Annotated in this window: 24 protein-coding genes and 1 riboswitch; of the genes, 19 read left to right on the top strand and 5 right to left on the bottom strand. The window is 36.0% G+C overall.

The genetic code is table 11. The features are described 5' to 3' along the window. Window positions 1–231: 231 nt before the first annotated feature. The gene (locus FCI53_RS01835) at window positions 232–1,143 is read left to right on the top strand and encodes a nuclease-related domain-containing protein (protein WP_138415266.1); all 912 of its coding nucleotides are present in this window, start codon (window positions 232–234) and stop codon (window positions 1,141–1,143) included. A gap of 400 nt (window positions 1,144–1,543) precedes the next feature. On the opposite strand, the gene rpsD is transcribed toward FCI53_RS01835, so the two are convergent. Next, window positions 1,544–2,146 (bottom strand): 30S ribosomal protein S4, encoded by a 603-nt coding sequence (gene rpsD, locus FCI53_RS01840; RefSeq protein ID WP_138415268.1) that lies wholly within the window; start codon window positions 2,144–2,146, stop codon window positions 1,544–1,546. A 335-nt stretch (window positions 2,147–2,481) separates the two neighbouring features. On the opposite strand from rpsD, the gene FCI53_RS01845 reads away from it, so the two are divergent. Beyond that, on the top strand, window positions 2,482–4,344 hold the full coding sequence (locus tag FCI53_RS01845; RefSeq protein WP_138415270.1) for a sensor domain-containing diguanylate cyclase: 1,863 nt from the start codon (window positions 2,482–2,484) through the stop codon (window positions 4,342–4,344). Between the two features lie 96 nt (window positions 4,345–4,440). Here the strand turns inward: FCI53_RS01845 and FCI53_RS01850 are convergent, their stop codons facing one another. Next, on the bottom strand, window positions 4,441–4,923 hold the full coding sequence (locus tag FCI53_RS01850; RefSeq protein ID WP_138415272.1) for a GAF domain-containing protein: 483 nt from the start codon (window positions 4,921–4,923) through the stop codon (window positions 4,441–4,443). A 135-nt stretch (window positions 4,924–5,058) separates the two neighbouring features. On the opposite strand from FCI53_RS01850, the gene refZ reads away from it, so the two are divergent. From refZ to FCI53_RS01885, 7 genes are all read left to right on the top strand, one after another. Next, window positions 5,059–5,694, top strand: a complete 636-nt coding sequence (refZ, locus tag FCI53_RS01855) for a forespore capture DNA-binding protein RefZ (RefSeq protein WP_138415273.1) — start codon at window positions 5,059–5,061, stop codon at window positions 5,692–5,694. Window positions 5,695–5,920: 226 nt separating this feature from the next. After that, window positions 5,921–7,612, top strand: coding sequence for a septation ring formation regulator EzrA (gene ezrA / locus FCI53_RS01860; RefSeq protein WP_138415275.1), 1,692 nt, complete (start codon window positions 5,921–5,923; stop codon window positions 7,610–7,612). Between the two features lie 12 nt (window positions 7,613–7,624). Further along, entirely contained in the window at window positions 7,625–7,897 is a 273-nt protein-coding gene (locus FCI53_RS01865) for a hypothetical protein (RefSeq protein ID WP_138415277.1), read from the top strand. Window positions 7,898–8,226: 329 nt separating this feature from the next. Continuing rightward, a complete protein-coding gene (locus FCI53_RS01870; protein ID WP_138415279.1) occupies window positions 8,227–9,366 on the top strand; it encodes a cysteine desulfurase family protein in 1,140 nt (379 codons plus the stop codon). A 5-nt stretch (window positions 9,367–9,371) separates the two neighbouring features. After that, window positions 9,372–10,571: a tRNA uracil 4-sulfurtransferase ThiI gene (gene thiI, locus FCI53_RS01875; protein WP_138415281.1), complete on the top strand. Its 1,200-nt coding sequence runs from the start codon at window positions 9,372–9,374 to the stop codon at window positions 10,569–10,571. Window positions 10,572–10,667: 96 nt separating this feature from the next. Then, window positions 10,668–10,883: an alpha/beta-type small acid-soluble spore protein gene (locus tag FCI53_RS01880; protein ID WP_138415283.1), complete on the top strand. Its 216-nt coding sequence runs from the start codon at window positions 10,668–10,670 to the stop codon at window positions 10,881–10,883. Window positions 10,884–10,992: 109 nt separating this feature from the next. Beyond that, a complete protein-coding gene (locus tag FCI53_RS01885; protein ID WP_138415285.1) occupies window positions 10,993–12,582 on the top strand; it encodes an amidohydrolase in 1,590 nt (529 codons plus the stop codon). 405 nt (window positions 12,583–12,987) lie between these two features. Here the strand turns inward: FCI53_RS01885 and FCI53_RS01890 are convergent, their stop codons facing one another. After that, on the bottom strand, window positions 12,988–13,788 hold the full coding sequence (locus FCI53_RS01890; protein WP_138415287.1) for an NAD kinase: 801 nt from the start codon (window positions 13,786–13,788) through the stop codon (window positions 12,988–12,990). A gap of 126 nt (window positions 13,789–13,914) precedes the next feature. On the opposite strand from FCI53_RS01890, the gene FCI53_RS01895 reads away from it, so the two are divergent. The 5 genes from FCI53_RS01895 (at window position 13,915) to FCI53_RS01915 (ending at window position 18,295) form a co-directional block, all read left to right on the top strand. Continuing rightward, window positions 13,915–14,511, top strand: a complete 597-nt coding sequence (locus FCI53_RS01895) for a DUF2953 domain-containing protein (RefSeq protein ID WP_138415289.1) — start codon at window positions 13,915–13,917, stop codon at window positions 14,509–14,511. 23 nt (window positions 14,512–14,534) lie between these two features. After that, window positions 14,535–15,008 carry a GerW family sporulation protein gene (gene ytfJ, locus FCI53_RS01900; protein WP_138415291.1) on the top strand — a complete coding sequence of 158 codons (474 nt, stop codon included), beginning with the start codon at window positions 14,535–14,537 and terminating at the stop codon, window positions 15,006–15,008. Window positions 15,009–15,240: 232 nt separating this feature from the next. Further along, on the top strand, window positions 15,241–15,741 hold the full coding sequence (gene tpx, locus FCI53_RS01905) for a thiol peroxidase (protein ID WP_138415292.1): 501 nt from the start codon (window positions 15,241–15,243) through the stop codon (window positions 15,739–15,741). 240 nt (window positions 15,742–15,981) lie between these two features. Then, window positions 15,982–16,974 carry a class I SAM-dependent methyltransferase gene (locus FCI53_RS01910; protein ID WP_138415294.1) on the top strand — a complete coding sequence of 331 codons (993 nt, stop codon included), beginning with the start codon at window positions 15,982–15,984 and terminating at the stop codon, window positions 16,972–16,974. A 124-nt stretch (window positions 16,975–17,098) separates the two neighbouring features. Then, on the top strand, window positions 17,099–18,295 hold the full coding sequence (locus FCI53_RS01915; protein WP_138415296.1) for an acetate kinase: 1,197 nt from the start codon (window positions 17,099–17,101) through the stop codon (window positions 18,293–18,295). Between the two features lie 300 nt (window positions 18,296–18,595). Continuing rightward, a riboswitch (glycine riboswitch) is annotated at window positions 18,596–18,698 on the top strand. 239 nt (window positions 18,699–18,937) lie between these two features. Here FCI53_RS01915 and FCI53_RS01920 read toward each other — a convergent pair. Beyond that, window positions 18,938–19,999 (bottom strand): PTS sugar transporter subunit IIC, encoded by a 1,062-nt coding sequence (locus FCI53_RS01920; RefSeq protein ID WP_138415297.1) that lies wholly within the window; start codon window positions 19,997–19,999, stop codon window positions 18,938–18,940. A 589-nt stretch (window positions 20,000–20,588) separates the two neighbouring features. Between FCI53_RS01920 and FCI53_RS01925 the strand changes: the two genes are divergently transcribed. Together FCI53_RS01925 and FCI53_RS01930 are read left to right on the top strand one after the other, a co-directional pair. Further along, window positions 20,589–21,413, top strand: coding sequence for an EcsC family protein (locus tag FCI53_RS01925; RefSeq protein ID WP_138415298.1), 825 nt, complete (start codon window positions 20,589–20,591; stop codon window positions 21,411–21,413). A 2-nt stretch (window positions 21,414–21,415) separates the two neighbouring features. After that, window positions 21,416–21,919, top strand: coding sequence for a MogA/MoaB family molybdenum cofactor biosynthesis protein (locus FCI53_RS01930; RefSeq protein WP_138415300.1), 504 nt, complete (start codon window positions 21,416–21,418; stop codon window positions 21,917–21,919). A 352-nt stretch (window positions 21,920–22,271) separates the two neighbouring features. Here the strand turns inward: FCI53_RS01930 and FCI53_RS01935 are convergent, their stop codons facing one another. Further along, complete coding sequence (locus FCI53_RS01935; RefSeq protein WP_138415308.1) at window positions 22,272–22,712, bottom strand: universal stress protein; 441 nt, start codon at window positions 22,710–22,712, stop codon at window positions 22,272–22,274. A 129-nt stretch (window positions 22,713–22,841) separates the two neighbouring features. On the opposite strand from FCI53_RS01935, the gene FCI53_RS22000 reads away from it, so the two are divergent. The 3 genes from FCI53_RS22000 to ald all read left to right on the top strand — a co-directional run bounded on the left by FCI53_RS22000 (window position 22,842) and on the right by ald (window position 25,091). Beyond that, entirely contained in the window at window positions 22,842–22,973 is a 132-nt protein-coding gene (locus FCI53_RS22000; RefSeq protein WP_281279488.1) for a hypothetical protein, read from the top strand. Window positions 22,974–23,157: 184 nt separating this feature from the next. Next, window positions 23,158–23,934 carry an SDR family oxidoreductase gene (locus FCI53_RS01940; protein WP_342774159.1) on the top strand — a complete coding sequence of 259 codons (777 nt, stop codon included), beginning with the start codon at window positions 23,158–23,160 and terminating at the stop codon, window positions 23,932–23,934. A gap of 29 nt (window positions 23,935–23,963) precedes the next feature. Continuing rightward, window positions 23,964–25,091 carry an alanine dehydrogenase gene (ald, locus tag FCI53_RS01945; protein ID WP_138415310.1) on the top strand — a complete coding sequence of 376 codons (1,128 nt, stop codon included), beginning with the start codon at window positions 23,964–23,966 and terminating at the stop codon, window positions 25,089–25,091. Window positions 25,092–25,149 lie beyond the last annotated feature (58 nt).

A 25,149-nucleotide genomic window follows, 5' to 3' on the forward strand; every position in this document is an offset into this window, starting at 1 on the left:
TTGGTTTCCAACGTTATGATCGTCTAAAGTCACGTGTATTATTACATCATCAATTTAAATCACTAGAAATTCAAGTAGGTTAAGGAGTAGGAGCAAGTACTCCTACCCCAACATTTGACGTAGAACCCTTTTTTTATGTATTAATTGCCTTTTTTTAACAATTGTATTATTTTTGTGTTAATGAAGTGCATTAAGTAAACCACAACGATGCAATAAAAAGGAAGGTGTAACATGAATCTATTAAAAAGGACGGTACCTTATGATCTAGAGTTTTATCGTTGTCTATCCAAAAGATTGGAATTAACAGAACAGGATGAGCTATACTATACAAATCTTGAACAAGGATTTCAAGGGGAGTGTTTATTTGATCAATGGCTAGAAAGGCTAAATGGACAATGCATTGTTTTAAATGATTTACTTCTAGAGCAAAATAATACCTTGTTTCAAATTGATTCATTATTAATTACGCAACATAAAATTTACACATTTGAGATCAAAAATTATCAAGGTGATTTTTACATTGAAGGGGAACGATGGTACAGGATGTTTGGTAAAGAAATTAAGTCCCCGTTAATCCAATTGAAACGAAGTGAATCACTTCTCCGTCAGTACCTACAACAATATGACAGCAACGTTCCAATTGAATCCTACTTATGTTTTATTAATCCTCATTTTTTTCTTTATCATGCTAAACCAGAACAACCGATTATTTATTATCCGCAGTTTAAAAATTTTTTTAATAAACTTGAAAAGTCTTTAATGAAACTAGATTCTAAACAAAGAAATTTAGCTAAATTATTGATGGCTCATCGTATAGAAAGGTCACCATTTTCTCGACTACCAGCGATTGATTATGATCAAGTTAAGAAAGGGATATTGTGTAACGAGTGTGGATATCCTTTGTTGAACTATTCAAAAAGTTACCTAGCTTGTGAAAATTGCGGTTATCAAGAAAAAGTAGACGAAGGGGTACTGTGTAGTTTGAAAGAATATAAGGTTTTGTTCCCAAATAAAAAGTTAACTTCAAATGTTCTATATCAATGGTGTAACATAGTCGCAAGAAAAACTATTAGACGCGTATTACTAGATTATTATGACCCCGTAGGAACGGGGAAAGCCACATACTATGTAGAAAAAAGTTGAGAGTGACCCGTAACTCAGATTTACTGTCCCGAAAAAGAGTGAGAGAAGAGAATACGGTACAATAAACGAATTTACTGTCCCGAAAAAGAGTGAGAGAAGGAAATACGGTACAATAAACAGATTTACTGTCCCGAAAAAGAGCGAGAGAAGGAAATACGGTACAATAAACGAATTTACTGTCCCGAAAAAGAGTGAGAGAAGAGAATACGGTACAATAAACGAATTTACTGTCCCGAAAAAGAGCGAGAGAAGGAAATACGGTATAATAAACAAATATACTGACCCATAAAAGAATCAGGAAGAAGAATAACTGTCTAAATAGAACGCAAAACAAGAATATACCAAAAACAAAAACACCAAAGCCACATAGCTTTGGTGTTTTAATATTAACACTAACTTATTAACGAGAGTAGAATTCAACGATAAGCGCTTCGTTGATTTCTGCTGGTAATTCAGAACGCTCTGGGAAGCGGCTGTAAGTACCTTCTAGTTTATCTTCATCAAAAGTAAGGTATTCAGGAACAAAGTTATTTGCTTCAACAGCTTCTTTGATGATGTCTAGGTTTTGTGATTTTTCACGTACACCAATAACTTGACCTGGTTTTACACGGTAAGATGCGATATCTACACGACCACCATCAACAGTGATGTGTCCGTGACCTACTAATTGACGAGCTTGTCTACGAGTACGAGCAAGACCTAAACGGTAAACAAGGTTATCAAGACGAGATTCAAGAAGAATCATGAAGTTCTCACCATGAACACCTTTCATTTTACCAGCTTGTTCGAACATGTTACGGAATTGACGTTCGTTAATTCCATACATAAAACGAAGCTTTTGCTTCTCTTGTAGTTGTAAACCATATTCTGAAAGCTTTTTACGTTGGTTTGGACCATGTTGTCCAGGTGCGTAAGGGCGCTTGTCTAACTCCTTACCAGTACCAGTTAATGAAATTCCAAGACGACGAGACTTTTTCCATACAGGACCTGTATAGCGAGACATTGTACATCTTCTCCTTTTATATATAAGATTTGCATAATAAAAGACAGTGTGTTCCCTAATCGCTGCACATTTTGTTTTCATGTACCATCGCTCCAGCAGCAGAGAGTTACACGATACACCTCACAGTGGAGGAACAAAATGCCACAGTCGGAGGTTCACATAGGCTACCTTTTTTACACAAAGATCATTATAGTTTTTTTAGACACCATTGTCAACATGCAAAAGAATAGTTCGTCACAAAGGGGATGATTTTATCGAAAAAAACATAGGAATTTTAGACTAGATCCTTTATACTTAAAAAGTAATGCTAATTTTAGTGATAGGGTGATAGATGTATGGATCGTCAAAGATTAATTCAGTCAGAGTTACGGAATGTTTTTATCGATCGATTTACTGATCACAACTCAGAAATTACAGAAAGTTTTCTTCATATTTTATCAAATGATATTAAAACGATTATACAAGCTGAACTAGTTGCTTTTTATCTATATAATAACCATGATGATTATGAATTAGTTACTAGCGTGTCACCGTACCAAGTGAAGCGCAGTTTAATACAAGAGAATGTCCTCGTACTAGATGATACAAATCCATTAACAATAATGGCATTAAACTCCAATGATATTTTTTTACAGGCTAATAATATGTCGTCCTACTTACTCTCCTTGGAAACGAAAGAAGCAACAGTTAGACAAGGGTATATGTTAATAGCTTTCCGAGATCAAATAAGGAGAGCAGATTACCAACCAATATTTCATACCATAATGAAAGAGATATCCTTCCTTTTCCAATATTTTGGAAACTATGATAAAACAAAACAAAAAGCACAAAAATATGAATTGTTATTTCATTTAAGTAAGCGAATTTATGCTTCGATAGACATACGAGATGTTTTAACGCAAACAATCCACACACTTACGGAGATTTTCCCACATTATGATTATCAATTGTTACTATCCATTGACTATCAAGAGCAATGGCCATTGCCAATAAAACCGTTAAATTATAGTAAACATTATAGAAACGAACCTAGTACGCAAGCCTATTTAACAGGGAATGTCCAAACAGAAGAACAGACAAGCAGAACGAAACTAAATGTGCCGTTAAAGGGAAAACAGGGAGTATATGGTGTATTACAAATAAATGCAATGGTACCGAATTGTTTGTTGGAACGCGATGTGAAGTTTATTACTTCATTAGTCGATATAACGGGAAAAGCACTAGAAAATGCTAAATTGTTCCAACAATCAAGACAATTAATAACAGATTTACAACTGATTAATGAAACAGCACATGCGTTAAATTCAAATTTAAGATTATCTGAGATGGTAAGCTTAATGAAGCAACAAATTAAAGATTCTTTTGCTGCTGAAGAAGTTGGATTTTTGTTATTTGATCAAGAACCGTATCATGTACTTGATGGTAGCACAGATTATTTTCTATCGAAACATGCAGTAGATTTTATAAACTTCACTATTGATAAGTTAAATGAAGAAAGAGATTCCTTGTTTATTAGTGATTATGCAGCAACCATAACAGATGTTAACATCCCCTACCAATCTGTGATGGCATTTCCAATTATGCAAGTAGATCAAGTGAATGGGGCAATTATTGTCCTCCATCATCAAAGCAATTATTTTACATTTGAGTCATTTAAGTTGATTCAATCTATGGTTCACCATTCTAGCTTGGCAATTGCGAATTCACTTTTAAGAGAACAACTTGAGCAATTAGTTATAACTGATTATTTAACTAAATTATATTCAAGGGAATATCTAGATCATAGACTTCAAAATCATTTTCAAACCGATCAACAAGGTGTATTCATACTTATTGACATTGATGATTTCAAATATGTTAATGATAGGTATGGGCACGATGTAGGAGATCAGTTACTTATTCAAGTTGCAACGATTATAACAAACCATGTGCAAACAAGTGGTTTTGCTGCGCGTTGGGGTGGAGAAGAGCTAGCGATTTATTTACCGCAAGCAACAGTTGAACAGGGGAAAGCATTGGCAAGACAGCTTGTACATCAAGTTGCAACTGCTACCAATCCGCATGTGACCATTTCAGTTGGTATAGCGTATTGGAATGATTGTCAGAAGGTGAATTCTAATCAATTATTTAATCGAGCAGATCAAGCTTTATATAAAGCCAAACGTCTTGGAAAAAACTGTGTCATGGAAGCGGAGTAAAAAAGCTCCTCCATCAGGTTGACCGCAATCTGATGGAGGAGCTTTTATGCTATATTAAACAAACATTGTGCACTGGTGCTTTGAGCTCTTCTAAAATTATATATACTTTTGCAATGTCTGTGCAAATTGTTCTAGGTAGTGTTGGTCTGCTTCATCAAAACGACTTTTGATTGGGCTATCAATATCCAACACACCAAATAGTTCACCATCTTCCTTATACATTGGGATAACAATTTCTGATTGACTTGCTGCATCACAGGCAATATGGCCAGGGAATTGATGAACATCTGCCACTCGTTGTGTTTTCTTTTCTTGAATCGCAGTGCCGCAAACTCCTTTTCCATATTGAATTCTTACACAAGCAGGTAAACCTTGAAATGGACCTAACACAAGTTGATCTTGTTTCCATATATAGAAGCCAATCCAATTAATGTCTGTTAAAAATTGATTTAATAGTGCAGAAGCATTTGCTAAATTTGCTAGTTGGTCTGTTTCATCTTCTAACAGCGCTTCTAATTGCTTTATTACTAATTGATAGTCTTTTGATTTTTCACCTTGATAATTTTCTACTTGAAACAATATGATTCCTCCTTTAAATACATATAATGACATGTAACTGCTGATTCGACAACTAAAAACGCGATATTTGACGATAGAAAATTGCAGGACTAAGGACATTTTATGTCGTAAAAGGTATGTGAAGGGGTGAAATCCGTGAAAAAAAATAAAACGAAACAGAAAGTGATGGATGCTGCCTGTCGTTTGTTTTATGCAAAAGGATATAATGGTACTTCTGTTAGAGATATTGCCAAAAAGGCTTCCGTAAACGGCTCCTTAATTAGTTATTATTTTTCTAGTAAACAAGGACTGTTAGAAGGTGTTGTAATCGATTATTATGAAGCCTATTTAGACCAATTAGAAATCATGATAAGTGAAACAGAAGACATGCCTCCAATTGATCGTTTAAAAGAATTAGTGAAAATCATTATACAATATAAATACAAACACCACGAATTTAGCTGTTTTATTCAACGAGAGTTATCGATGGATTCAGTCTTTGTAAGAGAAATGATGGTTACTTATTTAGCTAAAGAAGACCATATCATTAGTAAAATATTTGATCGTGCCCTAAGTGATACTTCTCACCAAATAATTGATCGGAATTTTTTGTTATTACAGTTAAAAGGATTGCTAGGGACTCCATTTACCGTATCCAATGAATGGAAAAGTAAACTAGTAACATGGGATGAAGATTTATTTGTGAGAAAATACGTGAAATCCATTCATCAGTGGATCGATTATGTAACACAAAAAGAAGTGAATTCAACAAATCGTCATCCAATTGCTTGATAAGATGATAGCCATAACATTTAATGTAAGTGAACTAATAAAATTCCTCAAAAATTGCTACTGTACCAATGTCGAATTTAAATAATGATAAAAAATATGTCATAATACGATTAAATTTGAAAAACTTTAGCAAAAAATGGCTTAGGCATGATATCATAAATATATTCATTGAATTAGTAAATAATAGATCACTTAAAATAGATGGGGAATGATTAGGGGGATTGTTATGGCATATGTCATTGGTAGTATTCTCGTGGTTATCGTATTAATCATAATGGGTTTAATCCTAAGGAAAAGAATATATGATGAAGTGGATCGGCTTGAGAGTTGGAAGATGGACATAATGAATCGAAATGTGACAACGGAACTCTCCAAAGTTAAAAGTTTGAACTTATCTGGTGAAACACAGGAAAACTTCGAAGGTTGGAAGGAACAATGGGACTATATTTTAACTACGGAGTTGCCAGACATTGAGGAGTATTTGTTAGACGCTGAAGAGGCCGCTGATCGCTTTCGGATATCGACCGCTAAAAAAAATCTTCAAACAGTAGAAAAAACGTTACAATCGATTGAAAAGTCTATTGATCAAATGTTTACAGAATTAGATAATCTATTGGACTCAGAACAAAATAGTAGGCAACAAATGGAAGAATTACAACCGCAAATAAAGGAACTACGTAAGAACCTGCTGCAAAACCGTCATCAATTTGGCAAAGCAGAGATACGCTTTGAGGTAGAATTAGATGAATTGGAGAAACAGTTAGGGACTTATTTTGAATTAACAGATGAAGGTAATTATTTTGAAGCGCAACGATTAGTTGAAAAGTTAAAAGATGAATTAGCGTTAGTAGAAGAACAAATAAATGATTTCCCTGTAACTTATAAAAAATGTAGACAAGACCTACCAATGCAGATTGATGATTTGATAAAAGGGATCAAAACCATGAAAGAAGATGGGTATCGTGTAGAACATCTCGGTTTTGAAAAAGAACTACAACAATTTCATGAAAAAGTAGTACATAGTGTAACATTGTTAGAAGAAGCAAAATTAACTGAAGTACATGAAATCATTCAACCAATTGAGGATAGAATAGCTGAAATGTATCAGCTATTGGAGAGAGAAGCATTTGCTAAATCTTACAATGAAAAACAATTACCAGCTTATCGAAAATTATTACATGATGTTGCAATTGATTTTCGCGATACGAAAGATGAAGTGGAACAACTTCAGGAGACGTATTATCTAGATAATAGTGATGTGGAAACACAAGCAGATTTAGAAAAGAAAATTATTGAGCTAAATCAGCGACTAGAACAGATGGAAACTGATCTAGAACAAGAACAAGTGACGAATATAACGATTAGTGAAAATTTAGAATCTTGCAATCAATCCCTAATAGAATTGCAAGAAGCACATCAAAACTTCAAACAACGACTTCAAACAATAAGGAAAGATGAGATTGATGCGAAGGAAAAAGTTCATGAAATTCGAAAACGGTTGTTTGATACTAATCGTAGGTTGCAAAAAAGCAATATTCCAGGTGTGCCTTCTTATATATGGGACATGTTGCAACAAGCATCTGCTAAAATTAGGTTAGTTGTAGAGCAATTGGAAACACATCCATTAGATATGAATGAAGTACAAAAATCTTTAAAAACTGCAGACGAAGCAGTTGAAAACATGATTGAACAAACAGAGCTAGTACTCGAGAATGCTCGGTTAGTGGAATTAGTCATTCAATATGCGAACAGATATCGAAGTCAAGATGCTATACTTGCAGCAAGGTTAGCAGAAGCCGAGAATTTGTTTAGAAATTTTGAATATGAACAAGCATTAGAGGAAGCGGCACAAGCGTTAGAAAGCGTTGAACCAGGAGCGTTAAAGCGGCTAGAGGATTTAAATTTAGTACCGAGTTAGGGAGATAGTTTAGTGAAAAAATGGATTATAATAGCATTAGGTGTATGTAATCTTCTAATTTGGTTGACTGTGATGTGGTTTTACATAGCACAACAAAACAATACTATTCATTATGTGCACAACCACCAGTTATCGGAGAGAAGTATGATTGAAAAAGATTCCCTTTCTGAGAGAAAACTATATACACAAAAAACACAACAAGACAAAGATGATCAAAAAGAACTAAAGAAACAAGATTCGATATCGATCGATACACTGTTATCAGAATTGAACATTGCGTATTAGCAAAAATGGAATGATTCTGAGACTGATACCTTATTGATAAAAATCCGAACTAGGCTTCAAATTTCTAGGATTAGAATTTGAATAGTTCGGATTTTTCTTTTAGGGTGGTTTTGAAAAGAAAATGTACTGACTGACAAAATATAGAAATCAGCGCACTTCTTGTGGGAGCCATGTAAAGCAAAGTGTTATACCGAAATGGTTGTACAGCACTTATTCAAGTAGTGGGGCGGTTACTGCGAGTACAAGGACTATCTCAGCCAAGCTGTTACTTTATTTTCACTTAGATATATGGTACTATGTTTCAATGCAAATGTTTGGGAGTGTTTCCAATGATTTATTTAGATAATAGTGCGACAACGAAACCTTATACAGAAGTACTAACTAGTTTTGAACAAGTTTCACAAAAGTTTTACGGGAACCCATCTTCTATTCATGATCTAGGAATAGAAGCAGAAAAGTTATTCCTCAAAGCAAGAAAGCAGGCAGCACAACTTCTAGGGATAACTTCTAATGAGATTGTGTTCAACTCAGGTGGAACAGAAGGGAATAATACAGCAATTAAAGGAATTGCCCTGGCCCATCAAAATAGAGGTAACCATATTATTACCTCACAAATTGAACACCCGTCCGTGTTAGAGGCGTGTCGATCATTAGAATCATTAGGATTTGATATTACGTATTTACCAGTGAATAAGAATGGGGTTGTTTCCGTAAGTGATGTCGAAAAGGCAATAACGGACAAAACCATTTTACTATCTATCATGCATGTCAACAATGAACTTGGTACGATTCAACCTATAGAAGAAATTGGGAAGGTAGCGAAGCGCTATCCAAAACTATTCTTTCATGTCGATCATGTTCAAGGATTCGGAAAAGTCGATCTTCAACTAAAGGATAGTGGAATTGACCTTTGCACAATTTCAGGACATAAAATCCATGGATTAAAAGGAACAGGGTTGTTATATATTAAGAGAGGAACGAAAATCTTTCCATTGCTTCATGGTGGAGACCAAGAAATGGGCTATCGGTCAGGGACAGAGAACCTTGCGGGTGTTGTTTCATTGGTCAAAGCACTTAGATTAACAATTGAGAGACAGCAAGCGGACCTCAAGAGATTAGAAGTACGGATGGAAAAATTACGTCAACAACTTACTACAATCGATGGTGTCGTGATCAACACTCCGCCACAACATGCACCACATATTTTAAATATTTCAGTTCCAGGATTTAAACCAGAAGTTATCATCCATGCATTAGGAGAGAAAAATATTTTTATTTCTACCAAATCAGCATGTTCATCGAAGACACCTGATGAAAGTGCTGTGTTAAACGCATGCGCAATAAAACCAGAATTGAGTAAATCAGCACTACGAATTAGCCTGTCTTATGACACCACTGAACATGATATCGCGGTGTTTTGCCAGGCACTTAAAGAAGTAAAAGACCAATTGAGTAAAGTAATGGGGTAGATAAAATGCAGTATGATCATATCATTATTCGATATGGCGAAATCGCCTTAAAGGGTAAAAATCGAAAAGAATTCACAAACAAATTACATGAAAATGTGGCTCGGAAATTAAAGCCTTTTTCGCAAATTAAAATTAAAAAGACAAGGGATCGGATGTATGTCCATCTTAATGGGGAAGACCCTTCTATAATTATGGAGCAATGTACAGATATTTTTGGTATTCAAAGTATGAGTGCAGCAATTAAAGTACCAAATGAAGAAGATATAATTAAAGAGGCTGCATTATATGCGTTAAATAAAACTGAGAACGCACAGACGTTTAAAGTAACAGTAAAGCGTGTTAATAAAGAGTTTCCAATTGGTTCGCAACAATTTAATCAAGTTTTAGGTGGTCATCTATTGGCAAATACCGACGGATATACAGTAGATGTTCATCAACCAGATATCGAAATTCATGTAGAAATCCGCCAAGATGCCACATTTATAACATCGAAAAAAGTAATGGGAGCAGGTGGACTTCCAGTTGGAACTGCAGGCAAAACACTACTACTTTTATCAGGTGGCATTGATAGTCCTGTCGCCGGATACCTAACAATGAAACGTGGTGTTCAAGTGGAAGCAATCCACTTCCATTCCCCACCATATACGAGTGAGCGAGCGAAACAAAAGGTGATTGATCTAGCGCAACAATTAACAGCTTTTGGTAACAAAGTGAAAATTCATGTTGTGCCATTTACAAAGCTACAACAAACGATTCACCGTGAAATACCGAATGGGTACTCGATGACTGTCATGCGTCGTATGATGATGCGAATTAGTGAACGAGTTGCTGAAAAGGAAAATATCTTGTCATTAACTACTGGTGAAAATCTTGGACAAGTAGCGAGTCAGACAATGGAAAGTATGAACGCAATTAATCAAGTAACCAATTATCCAATTCTTCGTCCGTTATTAACAATGGATAAAGATGAAATCATCGATATTTCTAAAAAAATAAATACGTATGATATTTCGATTCGCCCTTTTGAAGATTGTTGTACCGTATTTGTACCAACCGCACCTAAAACAAAGCCAAAAAGAGATAAAGTGGCGTACTATGAAAGCCTAGTCGATTTTTCGGCTGAATTAGAAGAAACGATCGAAGGAATTGAGACGATTGAGGTAACACAAAAAAGTAGCAATGATGAATTAGATGATTTGCTATAATTTGGTTCCAGTTGCAACAACTACCAGCTTGAATGATGAATGAATGCACCTCCTCCTACACATTCTAGAAATGTAACAAAGAGGAGGTGAAAAAACATGGCAAACAACAACAGTAACAACAGTAACCAACTACTAGTACCTGGCGTTGATCAAGCACTAAACCAAATGAAAGTGGAAATTGCACAAGAATTTGGTGTGAATCTTGGTGCTGATACAACTTCTCGCGCTAACGGTTCTGTTGGTGGAGAAATTACGAAGCGCCTTGTACAAACTGCTCAACAACAAATGAGCGGCCAAACTGGTCAACAATAATATATTTGATGGCATAAATGAGGGTAGTGTTCAGACACTACCCTTTTCTTTTTGGATAGGATTTGATATCGTATTGTAATATGACTAGACATGCAGGAGGGAACGAGAAATGGGTACACTATGGCATGGTGGTAAAATTTATACAATGGTTAAAGAACATCATTCAGTGGAAGCGATTTATACAGAAAATGGCCTGATTGTTGATTGTGGCAATGCAAATGATATGAGAGCCGCCTATCAAAAAAGTATAGAAATAGAGCATGACTTACAAGGAAATGTGATGTACCCAGGCTTTGTTGATAGTCACTTACATATAATTGGACATGGTGAAAAACTGTTACACCTAGACTTATCTAAAATGACTTCACCAGAACAAGTAATCGAATCCTTACAAAAACACGCAAATCATTTAAAGCATGGGGAATGGTTGGTTGGTGAAGGATGGAATGAGAACCAATGGGAAGATCCTAGAATTATACATAAATCTGAACTCGACCACATTTGCCCCAATAACCCAATGATCTTAACAAGAGTATGTCGTCATGCTGTATTAGCTAATTCAGAAGCAATGAATATGGCAAATATAACAGAGAATACGTGTGACCCACAAGGAGGAAAAATTGTCAGAGATGACAAAGGGGAAACAACTGGTTATTTTCTAGATAATGCACAAGATTTAATAAAACAAGCTGTTCCAGATATTTCAGAAGAGCAGTTAACAAAGATGGTTGAAACCTCGATCGATGACCTATTGAGCCATGGCTTAGTTGGAGGCCATACAGAAGATCTAAACTATTATGGTGGATTTCATAAAACATTAAACGCTTTTAAAAATGGGATTGACGGAAAAACGCGACGATTCCGGGCGCATCTATTAGTCCATCATGAAGTAGTAGATGACATGACAGAATCTGGACTAAGCTATGGGGATGGTACAGAGTATATTGATTTAGGTGCTGTGAAAATATTTTCTGATGGTGCCCTTGGCGGGAGAACTGCCTGGTTAACAAAGCCATATCAAGATGATAAAACGAATACTGGTCTACCCATTCATAGTGTAGAAGGATTGGAAAACCTTGTGAAAAAGGCAAGGGAGAATGGGATGCCAGTTGCTGTCCATGCTATCGGTGATCAAGCAGTTTGGACGGTAGCGAGTATTTTACAAAATTATCCATTAACAAACGGTAGACGTGATCGAATTATCCATGCTCAAATAGTAAATAAAGATTTGCTTCAGTTGTTAAAGCAATTAGATGTTGTGCTTGATATACAACCGACTTTTGTGGCATCTGACTTTCCATGGGTAATCGATCGGCTTGGCCAAGAAAGACTGGAATTATCTTATCCGTGGAAGACGTTTTTAGAACATGGGATTAATTGTGCTGGTGGCTCGGATGCACCGATTGAAGAGGTTAATCCATTACTTGGTATCGAAGCATCAGTATTGAGACAGTCATCGATTGATCAGAAAAGCTATGGTGAAAAAGAACGTTTATCTGTATATGAGGCAATTAGTCTTTATACAAAGGGAAGTGCTTATGTAATTGGACACGAAAATGACCGAGGACAAATCGCACCTGGATATGTAGCTGATTTTACCGTGCTTGATCAAGATTTATTTGGTATTGCACCTGATGAGATTTCTAATTCAAAGGTACAAATGACTGTTGTTGATGAACAAATTGTCTATCAAAAATAAATCATAAGGTTGGCTTTTACTTTCGAAGTCGATAGAAACTCCGACGTAACTTTGGAGTGTTCTTTCTAATTGTCCGCTTAGTGAAGGGAAGCGGACAATTATTCCGTTAAATAGTCAAAAAAGGGAGACAATGCACATAGAGCGGACATGTGTTCCGTTAATATGTTGGAATAAGATAAAAATAGCTAAAAATGAACAACCCTACACATTTCAATAGTTATGGATTCTCCCTTCCTCTATCTCACTAAAAATACAATTTGAGGTAGAAAGTGATTACGCATACCACTATCTCCTTTTACAAATTAAGTCGGAGTCTATAGTTTTTGTGCTAAAAATAATTTATATTAGAACATAACCAAAAAACATCCTAAGCACTAATAAGCTGCTTAGGATGTTTTTCGGTGTTTATAGGAATGTTCTTTTTACGCGATCCCAGTAGGAATTATTTTTCAACTTAACCGTTTTTACTACTTTATCACTTAATGTAATCGTTAAATCTTTTATATTTCTAATTGAATATGCTTCATTATCAAGCCCAACAATCGGGTAGTCGTTTCCATCTTGAACCACTTCTAATCGAAGTGTTCTCTCTTTATCTAAAATAAATGAGGAACCTAATGATCGATACAAGTTATTGTTTAAAGAAGCTAATTCAGAAACTTGAAAGCAAGGTGTTAATGGATCAACCACTGCGCCATGGGTTGATTTGTTATATCCAGTACTGCCAGTTGGAGTAGCTACAATTAATCCGTCACCTCTAAAACGCTCAAATTGATTATCATCAATGAAAACATCAATCACAATTGTTTTAATGATAGATGACCGAATACTAGCCTCGTTTAAACATTGAAATTTAGACTCGCCATTTATTAGTACATCAATGACAGGAAAACGACGAACCTCTAACTCTTCATTCATAATTGAATGAACCATTTCATCATAATGATCTAAATTGAAGTCACAATAAAGTCCTGCTTCATTTTCACGGGCAATGCCAGTATATAAACAATCTTGTCTAAAACCGGTATTGCGTACGGTTTGAAGGAATGCTCCATCCCCGCCAACACTTACAATAATATTAGCATCTTTAGGTTCTTCGACGATGGTGAATCCGTTCTCATTTGCAAGTTTAAATAGTGGCTGTAATTTGTTCTCTAATTCTTCGTCATTTGGATAGAAAAAATAAATATTACGGCGATTATCCATATGTTACGGGACCTCCTATTAAAATTAAATTCCATTCTATCGTATCACTAATCTGTTTTGTTTCCCAATCTTTAGGGTTAATTACTGCCTATTAAGAAAATACTAAGAGTATTGGAGGTTGGCATAATGTTGTGGTTATCCATTAGTTTAGTAATTCTGTTCTTGTTTATACTAAGTTTATTCGCCCGAATCTATACAAAAATCTTCTTTGTATATAATTCAGACCATAGTTTTATAAGACTGGAGATTCGGCTCTTCGCCATAAAAATTGTACGAAAAGACATTCCAATTGTCCTTACAGAAGGTGATGATACTAGCTCTCCATTAGAGCAAACGGTGGATCAAACACCAAATGGAATACAGGATTACATAGATGGGGTCAAAAATTTTAAAAAAGGACTAGGAAAGCTACTTAATGCAAAACCTGTTTTATATAAGGTACTTGCTAAAGTTCATGTTCATGAATTTTACTGGCTTACAAGGTATGGGACAGGAGATGCAAGCACTACGGGGATGCTAGGAGGTGTCCTTTGGAGTGTGAAAGGTTTCTTTTCTGGTTTTGTAAAAAATCATATGAATCTAATAAACCCACCACGGATTCAAGTTGTTCCACTCTTTCAACAACAAGCTGCATTTGTAGAGTTACAATGTATGTTTTCTATGCGTGTGGGACAAACTATTTACGCAATCATTCAAATACTTAAAGTGGTTAGAGGTAACTAGCTGAATTATAAGGAGGTTCTTTTGTGAGCGAACAGCATCCAATTGAAGGATTAATGACGACGGCAATGGAGAATTTAAAAGATATGGTTGATGTAAACACAATCATCGGGGATCCTGTTGAATCACCAGATGGTAGTGTCATTATAACTGTATCAAAAGTAGGATTTGGATTTGCTGCTGGTGGTAGTGAATTTTATGGTGGTGGACAGGACAGTAGCGGGAGTAGTCAGGATAGCAATCAAGATAGTCAATCAGAAACGCTACCGTTTGGTGGAGGTAGTGGTGGTGGTGTCTCTATTACACCGATTGCATTTCTAATTGTAAATAATAAAGATGTTCAAATGATCCATCTTAATGATCAAACACATTTATATGAAAAGCTGATTGATCTAGCACCACAAGCTGTTGAAAAAATACAAGAGATTATTAAAAGCAGCGGACAACAACTGAGTCAAGATCAGCAAAAAAAACAACCAGAAGATGAAGAGGAAAAATAAAGTGAAACTTCTGTCCATGGAAGTCCCACCTTCCCTACTGATGGATAGCTTAAACGAATGGCAATGGCGCATGAAAGGAAGTTGCCCTTTTTCGCTTGGTCTTTAAACTTCAAGGTGAGGGGCAGACTGTCCGATAAGTAAACAGTACATTAGACATTATGAAATGCTGCCTTCATAATATGAAATGTAAGGTAGTTTTTTCTGTACAATCTTTAGGAATGGAGTGGATATAGTGGCAGATGTAACATTTAAAGGGAACCCAATCACATTAGTTGGCGATGAAGTGAAAGTAGGGGATCAAGCGCCTAACTTTAAAGTATTAGATCAAGACTTAAATGAGGTTACCTTGGATAAATTTAAAGGGCAGGTAAAAATTATAAGTGTTGTACCATCCGTCGATACAGGTGTATGTGCTGCACAAACAAAACGTTTTAATGATGAAGCAGAAAAAATCCAAAATGTTAGCGTGTTAACAATAAGTATGGATTTACCTTTTGCTCAAAAACGTTGGAGTACTGAAAACGGTATTGAACATGTAGATATATATTCTGATCACCGCGATGCAAGCTTTGGAGAAAATTATGGTGTGCTAATGAAAGAACTACGTCTCCTAGCTCGTTCGGTTTTCATTATTGATGAACATGACAAAGTAACATATACAGAGTATGTAAGTGAAGGAACAAATCATCCCGATTATGATTCAGCAATTGAAGCAGTTAAAAAATTACAATAGATAATCATAAATCAAAATGAGACTGTCCTCAAGTGACAAAGGTTTCCCAAATTATCAACCCAGTTTTGACTGGAAAACATTACCTAAGTAGTGTAGTATGATGAGGGATTTATTAAACCTACTAGGACAGTCTCTTTTTGTGTTTATCCCACATATACTGTCTGTAGGACATCCACTTACTTTATATTTACATAATGCAGAAAAAAGTAATACGTAACAAAGGTGAATGGAGGAAGAAACTTGGAACAAACTAATATTGAAAGCTTATTTCAAAAAATTGATGATAGCACTGAAATGATTCAAAATAAATTGAATATCCCTTATCTAGAAGGCTTAGTACAATGCTTGGAGTATGTGTTTACCAAAGAACAAACCGAAGAAATGGATGATTTATTAAAACAACAATTAGATAATCATCTCCAGGACATTGATGTGGAAAAGTTAGAAAAAGAAGAAATAAGAAAAGCCATTCAATTAGCCATTCTTAAGGGAATGAAAAGTGCTACCCAACAGCAACACTTAATTACGCCTGATACTGTTGCTTTGTTTACTGGGTATATGGCACAGAAATTTGTTGGTGATCAAGAAACGATTCGCATATTTGATCCAGCGTGTGGAACAGCTAACTTATTGACCGCAGTAAAAAATCAGTTGAAACAAACCGTACATGCATACGGAAGTGATGTAGATCCAACGCTTATTCAACTTGCATTGATGAATGCAAATTTACAGCAAGCAGAGGTAGAATTCTTTCATCAAGATAGCCTTCGCTCATTTTTACTCGAGCCTGTAGATATGGTTGTATCAGATTTACCTGTTGGTTATTATCCTGATGATGTACAAGCAAGCAACTACGAATTAAAAGCTGACGAAGGTCATTCGTATTCCCATCACTTGTTTATCGAGCAGAGCTTGAATTATACGAAAAAGGCTGGATACTTGATGTTTGTTATACCAAACTTCTTATTTGAAAGTGATCAAGCTCAAAGGTTAAATGCATTTCTTCATAATCATGCACATATCGTTGGTTTGCTTCAATTACCAATGACCATGTTTAAGTCTGAAAATAATGCGAAAAGTATTCTAATCTTACAAAAAAAGGGCGAAAACACAAAAGCACCAAAACAAGCATTAATGGCACAACTTCCATCATTTAAAAATGCTCAAGCAATGAATGATATGTTAGGAAAAATTAATCAATGGTTTAAAAACGAAGGATTCAAAATTGAATGAAAATAACAAATTATTGACGAAAACGGTACCATTTATTGCTAACCATTGCAAACCTTGTCGAATGATGGTTAAAATAACAGTAGTGTCCTAATATCTAACCTATTTTGGAAAGGGTTGAATTGTTTTGAGTAATGTTTTAGCAATTAATGCTGGTAGTTCATCTTTGAAATTTCAACTAATTGAAATGCCAGAGGAAATAGTAAAAGCAAAAGGTTTAATTGAAAGAATTGGTATAAATGATTCTGTTTTCACCTTTGAAGTAGAGGATAAGGATAAAACAGTTACAGACATACCAGATCATGAAGTAGCAGTAAAACTATTGTTAGACAAACTTACGTCATCAGGTGTTATTAAATCGTTAGATGAAATTGATGGTATTGGTCACCGTGTCGTTCATGGTGGAGAACGTTTTAGTGATTCTGTACGTATTACAGATGAAGTTATACAGGAAATCGAGGAAGTATCTGAATTAGCACCATTGCATAATCCAGCCAATTTAACTGGTATCCGTGCATTCCGTGATATTTTACCAAATGTTCCTGCTGTAGCCGTGTTTGATACAGCATTCCACCAATCCATGCCAGAGGAGTCTTATCTATATAGTTTGCCATATGAATACTATGAAAAATATGGCATAAGAAAATACGGATTCCACGGTACTTCACACAAATATGTATCAGAACGTGCATCTGAATTAATGGGAATCCCGTTAAACCAATTACGCATACTTTCCTGTCACCTTGGTAATGGTGCAAGTATTGCAGCGATTGAAGGCGGGAAGTCGATTGATACTTCTATGGGCTTTACGCCATTAGCGGGTGTAACAATGGGAACACGTTCAGGTAACATTGATCCTGCATTGATTCCATATATTATGGAAAAAACGGGAAAAACTGCTGATGAAGTAATGACAGTGCTTAATAAAGAGAGTGGAATGTTAGCTCTTTCTGGTTTCTCCAGTGACTTAAGAGATATTCAGGAAAAAGCTGAACAAGGTGACCATCGTGCTGAACTTGCTCTAGAAGTGTTTGCAGAAAGAATTCATAAATATATTGGTTCTTATGCAGCGCGTATGCATGGTGTAGATGCAATTGTTTTCACTGCTGGTGTTGGTGAAAATAGTGCGATTGTACGTGAACGCGTTCTAAAAGGTCTAGAATTTATGGGTGTCTATTGGGACCCAGCATTAAATAATTCTAGAGGTGAGGCATTCATCAATTATCCTCACTCTCCAGTTAAAGTTATTGTGATCCCAACCAATGAAGAAGTAATGATTGCTCGCGATGCTGTTCGATTAACACAGATGGAAATGAGCAAATAATTACGATAAAAAGATACGCCTAGCTATTTAATAGCTAGGCGTTTTTTTGGGTGTTTTAGGCCACGACTTTGTTTGCATGTCCATGCGTGTTTTAGTCTAATAAGTCAATAAGTCTACATCGATTCACTCCATACAATTTTTTTAATGTCCTATACATAAATCAGTTCTTGCTAGAAAAGAAAATTTGCTTTAATTAGTTCAAAGCAAAGAAAAAATACGCATCTTTGTAAGTGCTAACAAATTGATTATACAAACTTCTTAAGGGAGGTTATTATAAAACTGTAAAATAAATACAGGCCAATGAATGTTGTGAGAGAGTGCATGGAATTTTGCCGCCGAAGGAGCAAGTTTCAAAAAGAACCCTTGGAACTAAACTCTCAGGTTGAGGAATCACATCAGGGCGCAACTCTGGAGAGATCGTTTACATTAGTGCGCTCCCAAAGGGGAATACTCTAAGAATAATAGAGGTAATCTCTCAGATAATAAGGACAGAGAAGGGTATAGATACTACTGCTATCCTTTTCTGACCTTATTTTTGTGCAAATAAGCATTGAGTCCTACTGTAAATAGTTTTCAATGAAAAGTAGTTCACTAACTGGAAATTTTGACATTGATAAGAAGACAGGATCCTGAACTACAGTTCTAAGAGGAAAAAGTACTTGCTTCACCTTTTGTGTATTCTTCCTCATCAACACGAGTTAACGACTCTTCAGATTTAATTGGATAATTTTTAAATATAAATGAATTAATAAATCCAATTATGATTCCAGTGGCTGCAACTATTATGCCGACAAGAATAACTTGCATAGGTGGGTTCCAAGCAAATGTCGATGCAATTCCTGGAACAACCGCCGCTGTACCTGGTGAGTTGTTTACCAATCCTGATAAAGCTACTAGAATACCAGCTATTCCACCATAAATAAAATTGGTACTGTATATTGGGATTGGATTGGCAGAAATAACATGTGCTTTTGTTAAAGCCTCAATCCCTACTGAAATTGTTTCTTTCGGTGTCGTTAATCCCATTCTACGGAAGAAGGTGTAATTTAAAAATCCGGAACCAAAGATGGCCATTGCCGCAATCGCCATTGGTTGACCAGTAAGCCCCATAATAGCAGTTAGAGCCATTGAGCTAAGCGGTGCTGTAGAAATAACAGTTAGTACTCCACCTAAGATAATCCCCATTACAATAGGTGATTGAGCCTGGGCACTTTCTAAAATACTACCTACACTCAATAGCAATCCATCAACTGATGGAGTAATCAGAGCTGCAATAAAATATGTTAATGGTGTTGCAATAAAAATAGTAGCTAGTAAATTAATTCCATTAGGGATTTTTTCTTGAAACCATTTGACAAGGAATGAAACAAGGTATCCAGCAATAAAACCTGGTAGAATTCCCATATTTGCTAGTGGAAGTGCGATCATGATCGCATAACTTGGTTGAACTTTTAATGCTATAGCAACCAGCGCGCCTGCTGCGATACCTGATAAACTTCCTGCCAAATCACCAATTTCTTGAAAAACAGCGATGCCTAACATATCTCCTAAAACAGAACCGATTAAAGCTTCAATTAAGAAACTAGCTACCGCAGCACTTGCCATAGCAGTCATAGCTTTAAATCCATACGGGGCTTTATATGTAAATAAAGAGAATAATGCTAGAATCACGAAAAGAGCGATAATACCTACTAATACATCCATAACCAATTTCCCCCTATAAATAACTTTTTGATGACTTTAAAAAGGAAGTATGAAATAACGAAAGGGCAGCAAAGGCATTATGCCTTTGCTGTCCTTTACCTTGAGAGTTTAGCACAATGGAGCTCTTCCCTTCTGATGATATATTGTACCCTCTCTCCAGAGACCTGTCCAATTGTAGTTTCAAAGAAGTGATTCATATAATTGGATAGAAGCTTCCCTTAAATAAACACACATTGACGAATGTTTAGTTGTCTATAGTAAAAGTATACAGTTGTTGGCAGTGCTTTCTCAGTGGTGTTCACGAAACGTTCACAGAAAATATTTATTAGATTAACAATTTATTTAAAAGACTTTGAGGGGATAATTCGGAATATTAAGTAAATGAAATTCGGCAGATTGTAATCGTAAGAAGGTATTGAATGAGCAAAAACGTGACAGCGTTTTTATATATGGTGTTAGGAACCATAAAAAGGAAGATTTAGCTCATTTATAAGGAATAAACACGGATCTCTTTTTGAGTTTCATGTGTTTCATTTTATGTTAAGATGGGATATGACGACTGTTGCCTTAGAAAGGGAGTGGAGAGTATATGAGTGAGAAACTTATTCGTAAGGAGATCAATGCTTGGGAAAAAGATATATCTTATTACCAACCAAATGACTTCGAAATGGTGTATGATGGTTGGGTCAACCAAACTTTTCAACGCCTCGATCCAGAAATTCAATCTAAATTTTTTAGTAAATTAGATGACTTTTTATTTCATACCCATGCATATTTACAAGGCTCCCCCCTGCAAATGGATACAAGAGCAGCAATCATAAATAACGGTAGAGTATTCAAGTCTTCGCTAGAAGAAATTCAAGACTTAAAAGCCTGTTCCATAGATGAATTAACATATTTAGCGCAACAACATATTTCAAAAGGGAAATTATATTCTTTCTTACAGGGCGGATTCACTGGTGCAGGGGGTCCGTTACTGCTCGGTTTTGATTTTCCTTTAATGGTCATTATGAATCTTCGAGTTGTCCAACAAATTGGATTAGCTTTTGGCCATGAAATGAATCATCCATATGAAATGATGTTGTCCTTAAAAGTCTTCCATGCTGCTACATTACCAAAACGGTTTCAATATCAAGCATGGACCCAGTTGATGCACGAAATAAAATCTGACAATGTTTATTTATATGAAGGAAATGATAACGTAACAGATCCATCTTGGATGGATCAACCATTGAAACAAACCTTTAAAGCATTATTGATATTAATGTGGAAAAGAAAATTGGTTCAAGGCATACCAGTTTTGAGCATTGGTGTCGGGGCTTATTTTAATTATCACTTAACACGTCAAGTTTCCCAATATGCGCTAAGGTTCTATCAAAAACGTTACTTGATCGACAAACAAAAGGAGGAGTAACATTGTCTGTTACCTTACATAAAAAAGAAAATAACAAAGTGCACTGCAAAGTAATTACCATCAGTGATACAAGAACAGAAGAAACGGATAAGAGTGGGCAATTAATGATGGATAAATTAGCAAAAGATGGACATGAAGTTGTGTCCTATCAACTAGTTGCGGATGATCAAGAACAAATAACAGAGGCGATTCTAGCAGGGTGTTCAGATCCACAAGTTCAAGCAATTCTTCTTAATGGTGGTACTGGAATATCGAAACGTGACATAACGATTGAAACAATAAAACCGATGTTAGACAAAGAGTTAGTCGGTTTTGGGGAAATATTTCGTTCCCTAAGTTATTATGAAGATATCGGTTCAGCAGCTATTCTTTCTAGAGCTATAGCAGGAGTGATGAAAGGTAGGGCTGTTTTTGCTACTCCGGGGTCCAGTGGTGCAGTAAAACTTGCTCTTGAGAGGTTAATTCTACCAGAACTATCTCATGTTATAACAGAGGTTAATAAATAGCTGATTTAACCTGGTGTAACCGTCTATAAGCCTCCCAACTCAAAACATCAAATGAGACGGAGATGTTTAAGTGGGAGTTAAGCTTTCGCTTTCTCCTCGAATGGTTCAAGGGACTGCGGGTCTCACTTAAGATACTAACACTTAGTGGGGATCAAAGCCCTCCACTGGTTGAATATTCCTAGAGTCAAAATTTGGTTCAGTTCAGTATATCGAACAAAAAAGGATGCTAATCGCTCTGCGATTAGCATCTTTTTTATTTTTATTCAATACAACCGTTCGTAAGACTCCCACTTCAAAATATGAAATGAAACGGTGTGTAATCGGGAGTATAGTTTTGCTTTTTATAATTAAATCAATGATTTCGAACTACTAGTACATCACATGAGGCATACCGAGTAATGCTTTCCGACACACTTCCAATAATAAAACGTTCAACAGCATTAATACCAGTTGCGCCACAAATAATTAAATCAGCATTAAATTCTTTTGCAATATCTCTAGGAATTTTAACTTTAGGAGAGCCGAATTCGATATGGATTTCGATATTCGTGAGGCCAGCATTGTTTGCTTCTTGTTTATACGCATCCATAAATTGATTGGCATTCATTTCTGAACGATCAGCCAATGTACGATCATAAGCTTCAACGGAAGCAAAAGTCCTTGTATCGATCACATGGGCAAGAATTAAACGAGCATCATTTCTCTTTGCAATTTCAATTGCTTTATCAAACGCTCGCTTTGAAGCATCAGAACCATCAACGGCAACAACAATATTGTTATACGCTAGTACCATGCAAATCTCTCCCTTCTATGGTTACTTCCATTATATCATGAAAAAATAGCGCCTCTACATATATTGGAAGATATTTTTATGACAATTTTAAGGTTTAAATGCACACACTAATCGTGGAGGTGGACTAAGTTGGAACATAATCGTTACTCAAACCAAGATGTTAAAACAGGGGAACAGGTAATCAATGAACAAATTATGGAGAGTTATCATAGTGGTGTCATCGATCAAGACGTTAAAAACAGTCAAGCAAAAAGAAAGTAAGTTTTGAAGGGTTAGGATAAGAAGATCCTAACCCTTTTTTTAAAAATTAGAAAGCACAAATTTTACTATATATGTTTGCTACAGTGCAAAAAATGTAGCAAAAACTGTTGATAAATGTAATAATAAAATCGAGAAATTCTAGTTGAAATTGTGTTATCCTTCATATAGAGAATTGTAATGATACATAACAGCGTTATTGAAAGGAGGACTACCTTTGGGACATGCGCTAATTACTGCGGGGACGAAAGGACTTGGGTTAAAAGTGATGGAGGCATTTCTAGCTGATGGCTATCAAGTAACCGTAACCTATCATAAAGATCGTAATCGTGCGAAGGAGTTGCAAGAAAAGTATTCTAATTTGCATGTTGTGCAGGCTGATGTACTTCGCAAAGGAGATCTAACGGAACTAGTGGAACAAGCTTTAAATCGATTTGGACCTATAGACTATTTAATTAATAATGCTGGACCATTTGTATTCGAACGGAAAAAATTAATGGATTATTCTCATGAGGAATGGGATGCCATGATCAGGGGAAATCTAGACGCCGTTTTTCATTTATTAAAACTTGTTGTTCCACATATGAGAAAACAAAAGTTTGGCAGAATTGTTAATTATGGTTTTCAAGGTGCGAATAGTTCTTCGGGATGGATTTATAGATCTGCTTTTGCAGCCGCTAAGGTAGGTTTAACATCATTAACGAAAACAATTGCTTTTGAGGAAGCTGAGAATGGTATCACTTCCAATATGGTCTGTCCAGGTAATATTGTTGGAGACATGAAAGAGGGTAGTATTGAACAAAGTCGAAAAATAAAAGATATCCATACACCAGTTGGGCGACCAGGAACAGGGGAAGATATTGCACGTATGGTTTTATTTCTTTGTGACCATCATTCAGATATGATTACAGGTGGTGTTTTTGATGTAACTGGTGGGATTGATGTCATTCATAGATACCGATAAGAAGAAGTTTGCATACAGGAGGATCTTAAGTGAGAATTGGTGTACCTAGAGAGATTAAAAATAATGAAAATCGAGTGGCCATGACACCAGCAGGCGTGATGAGTTTAACTAACACAGGGCATGAGGTTTTTGTGGAAACCCATGCTGGATTGGGGTCAGGCTTTACAGATCAGCAATTTGAACAAGCTGGTGCGACTATTGTTCCAAAGGCCGAGCAAGCATGGCAACAAGATATGGTCATGAAGGTAAAGGAACCACTAAAAGAGGAATATAACTATTTTTATGAAGGACTAATCTTATTTACATATTTACATTTAGCAGCAGAACCAGAACTAACGAAAAAGTTAATTGAGAAAAAAGTAGTTAGTATCGCTTATGAAACGGTACAGCATACAAATGGATCATTACCGTTATTAACTCCAATGAGTGAAGTTGCGGGAAGAATGGCATCGCAAATAGGGGCACAGTTCTTGGAAAAGACAAAAGGTGGTCGTGGTATTCTGCTATCAGGAATTCCTGGTGTAACAAGAGGGAAAGTCACGATTATTGGTGGAGGTGTAGTAGGCACTAATGCTGCAAAACTAGCAATTGGACTTGGGGCAGACGTGACGATTATTGATTTGGACCCAAATCGTTTGCGTCAACTTGATGATCTGTTCGGTTCAGATATAAACACGTTAATGTCAAACCCACTAAACATTACCCAAGCGTTAGCAGAGACTGATTTAGTAATTGGTGCTGTATTAATTCCTGGAGCGAAAGCACCAAAGTTGGTAACAAAAGAAATGGTAGAGCAAATGCCTGAAGGTTCTGTTATTGTCGATGTTGCAATCGATCAAGGCGGGATTTTTGAAACAACAGACCGAATCACCACGCATGATCAACCTACATATACAAAACATGGGGTTGTTCACTATGCTGTTGCCAATATGCCTGGGGCGGTTCCGAGAACATCAACGATCGGGTTAACCAATGTCACGGTTCCTTATGCATTGCAATTAGCTAACAAAGGCTATAAACAAGCATGCCTAGATAATCGCGCGCTATTAAAGGGAATCAACACTCTGAATGGATTTGTAACTTATCAAGCAGTTGCCAATGCACATCGATTGGACTACGCCCCAATCGAGTCACTATTAGATTTGGAAAAAAATTAGAAAAAGTGAAACCTTTCTATTTTTCAAAACGTATGCAAATTATAGCATTAAAAAAGAG

This window comes from Aquibacillus sediminis (genome assembly GCF_005870085.1).
GTDB classification, from domain to species: Bacteria; Bacillota; Bacilli; order Bacillales; family Amphibacillaceae; genus Aquibacillus_E; species Aquibacillus_E sediminis.

Bases quoted from the DNA above. Each gene is read 5' to 3' on its own strand.
- FCI53_RS01935 (WP_138415308.1), bottom strand. From the start codon at position 22,712: ATGGTACTAGCGTATAACAATATTGTTGTTGCCGTTGATGGTTCTGAT.
- FCI53_RS01870 (WP_138415279.1), top strand. From the start codon at position 8,227: ATGATTTATTTAGATAATAGTGCGACAACGAAACCTTATACAGAAGTA.
- FCI53_RS01845 (WP_138415270.1), top strand. From the start codon at position 2,482: ATGGATCGTCAAAGATTAATTCAGTCAGAGTTACGGAATGTTTTTATC.
- FCI53_RS01925 (WP_138415298.1), top strand. From the start codon at position 20,589: ATGAGTGAGAAACTTATTCGTAAGGAGATCAATGCTTGGGAAAAAGAT.
- FCI53_RS01895 (WP_138415289.1), top strand. From the start codon at position 13,915: ATGTTGTGGTTATCCATTAGTTTAGTAATTCTGTTCTTGTTTATACTA.
- ezrA (WP_138415275.1), top strand. From the start codon at position 5,921: ATGGCATATGTCATTGGTAGTATTCTCGTGGTTATCGTATTAATCATA.
- FCI53_RS01890 (WP_138415287.1), bottom strand. From the start codon at position 13,788: ATGGATAATCGCCGTAATATTTATTTTTTCTATCCAAATGACGAAGAA.
- FCI53_RS01920 (WP_138415297.1), bottom strand. From the start codon at position 19,999: ATGGATGTATTAGTAGGTATTATCGCTCTTTTCGTGATTCTAGCATTA.
- FCI53_RS01885 (WP_138415285.1), top strand. From the start codon at position 10,993: ATGGGTACACTATGGCATGGTGGTAAAATTTATACAATGGTTAAAGAA.
- rpsD (WP_138415268.1), bottom strand. From the start codon at position 2,146: ATGTCTCGCTATACAGGTCCTGTATGGAAAAAGTCTCGTCGTCTTGGA.
- FCI53_RS01880 (WP_138415283.1), top strand. From the start codon at position 10,668: ATGGCAAACAACAACAGTAACAACAGTAACCAACTACTAGTACCTGGC.
- FCI53_RS01835 (WP_138415266.1), top strand. From the start codon at position 232: ATGAATCTATTAAAAAGGACGGTACCTTATGATCTAGAGTTTTATCGT.
- thiI (WP_138415281.1), top strand. From the start codon at position 9,372: ATGCAGTATGATCATATCATTATTCGATATGGCGAAATCGCCTTAAAG.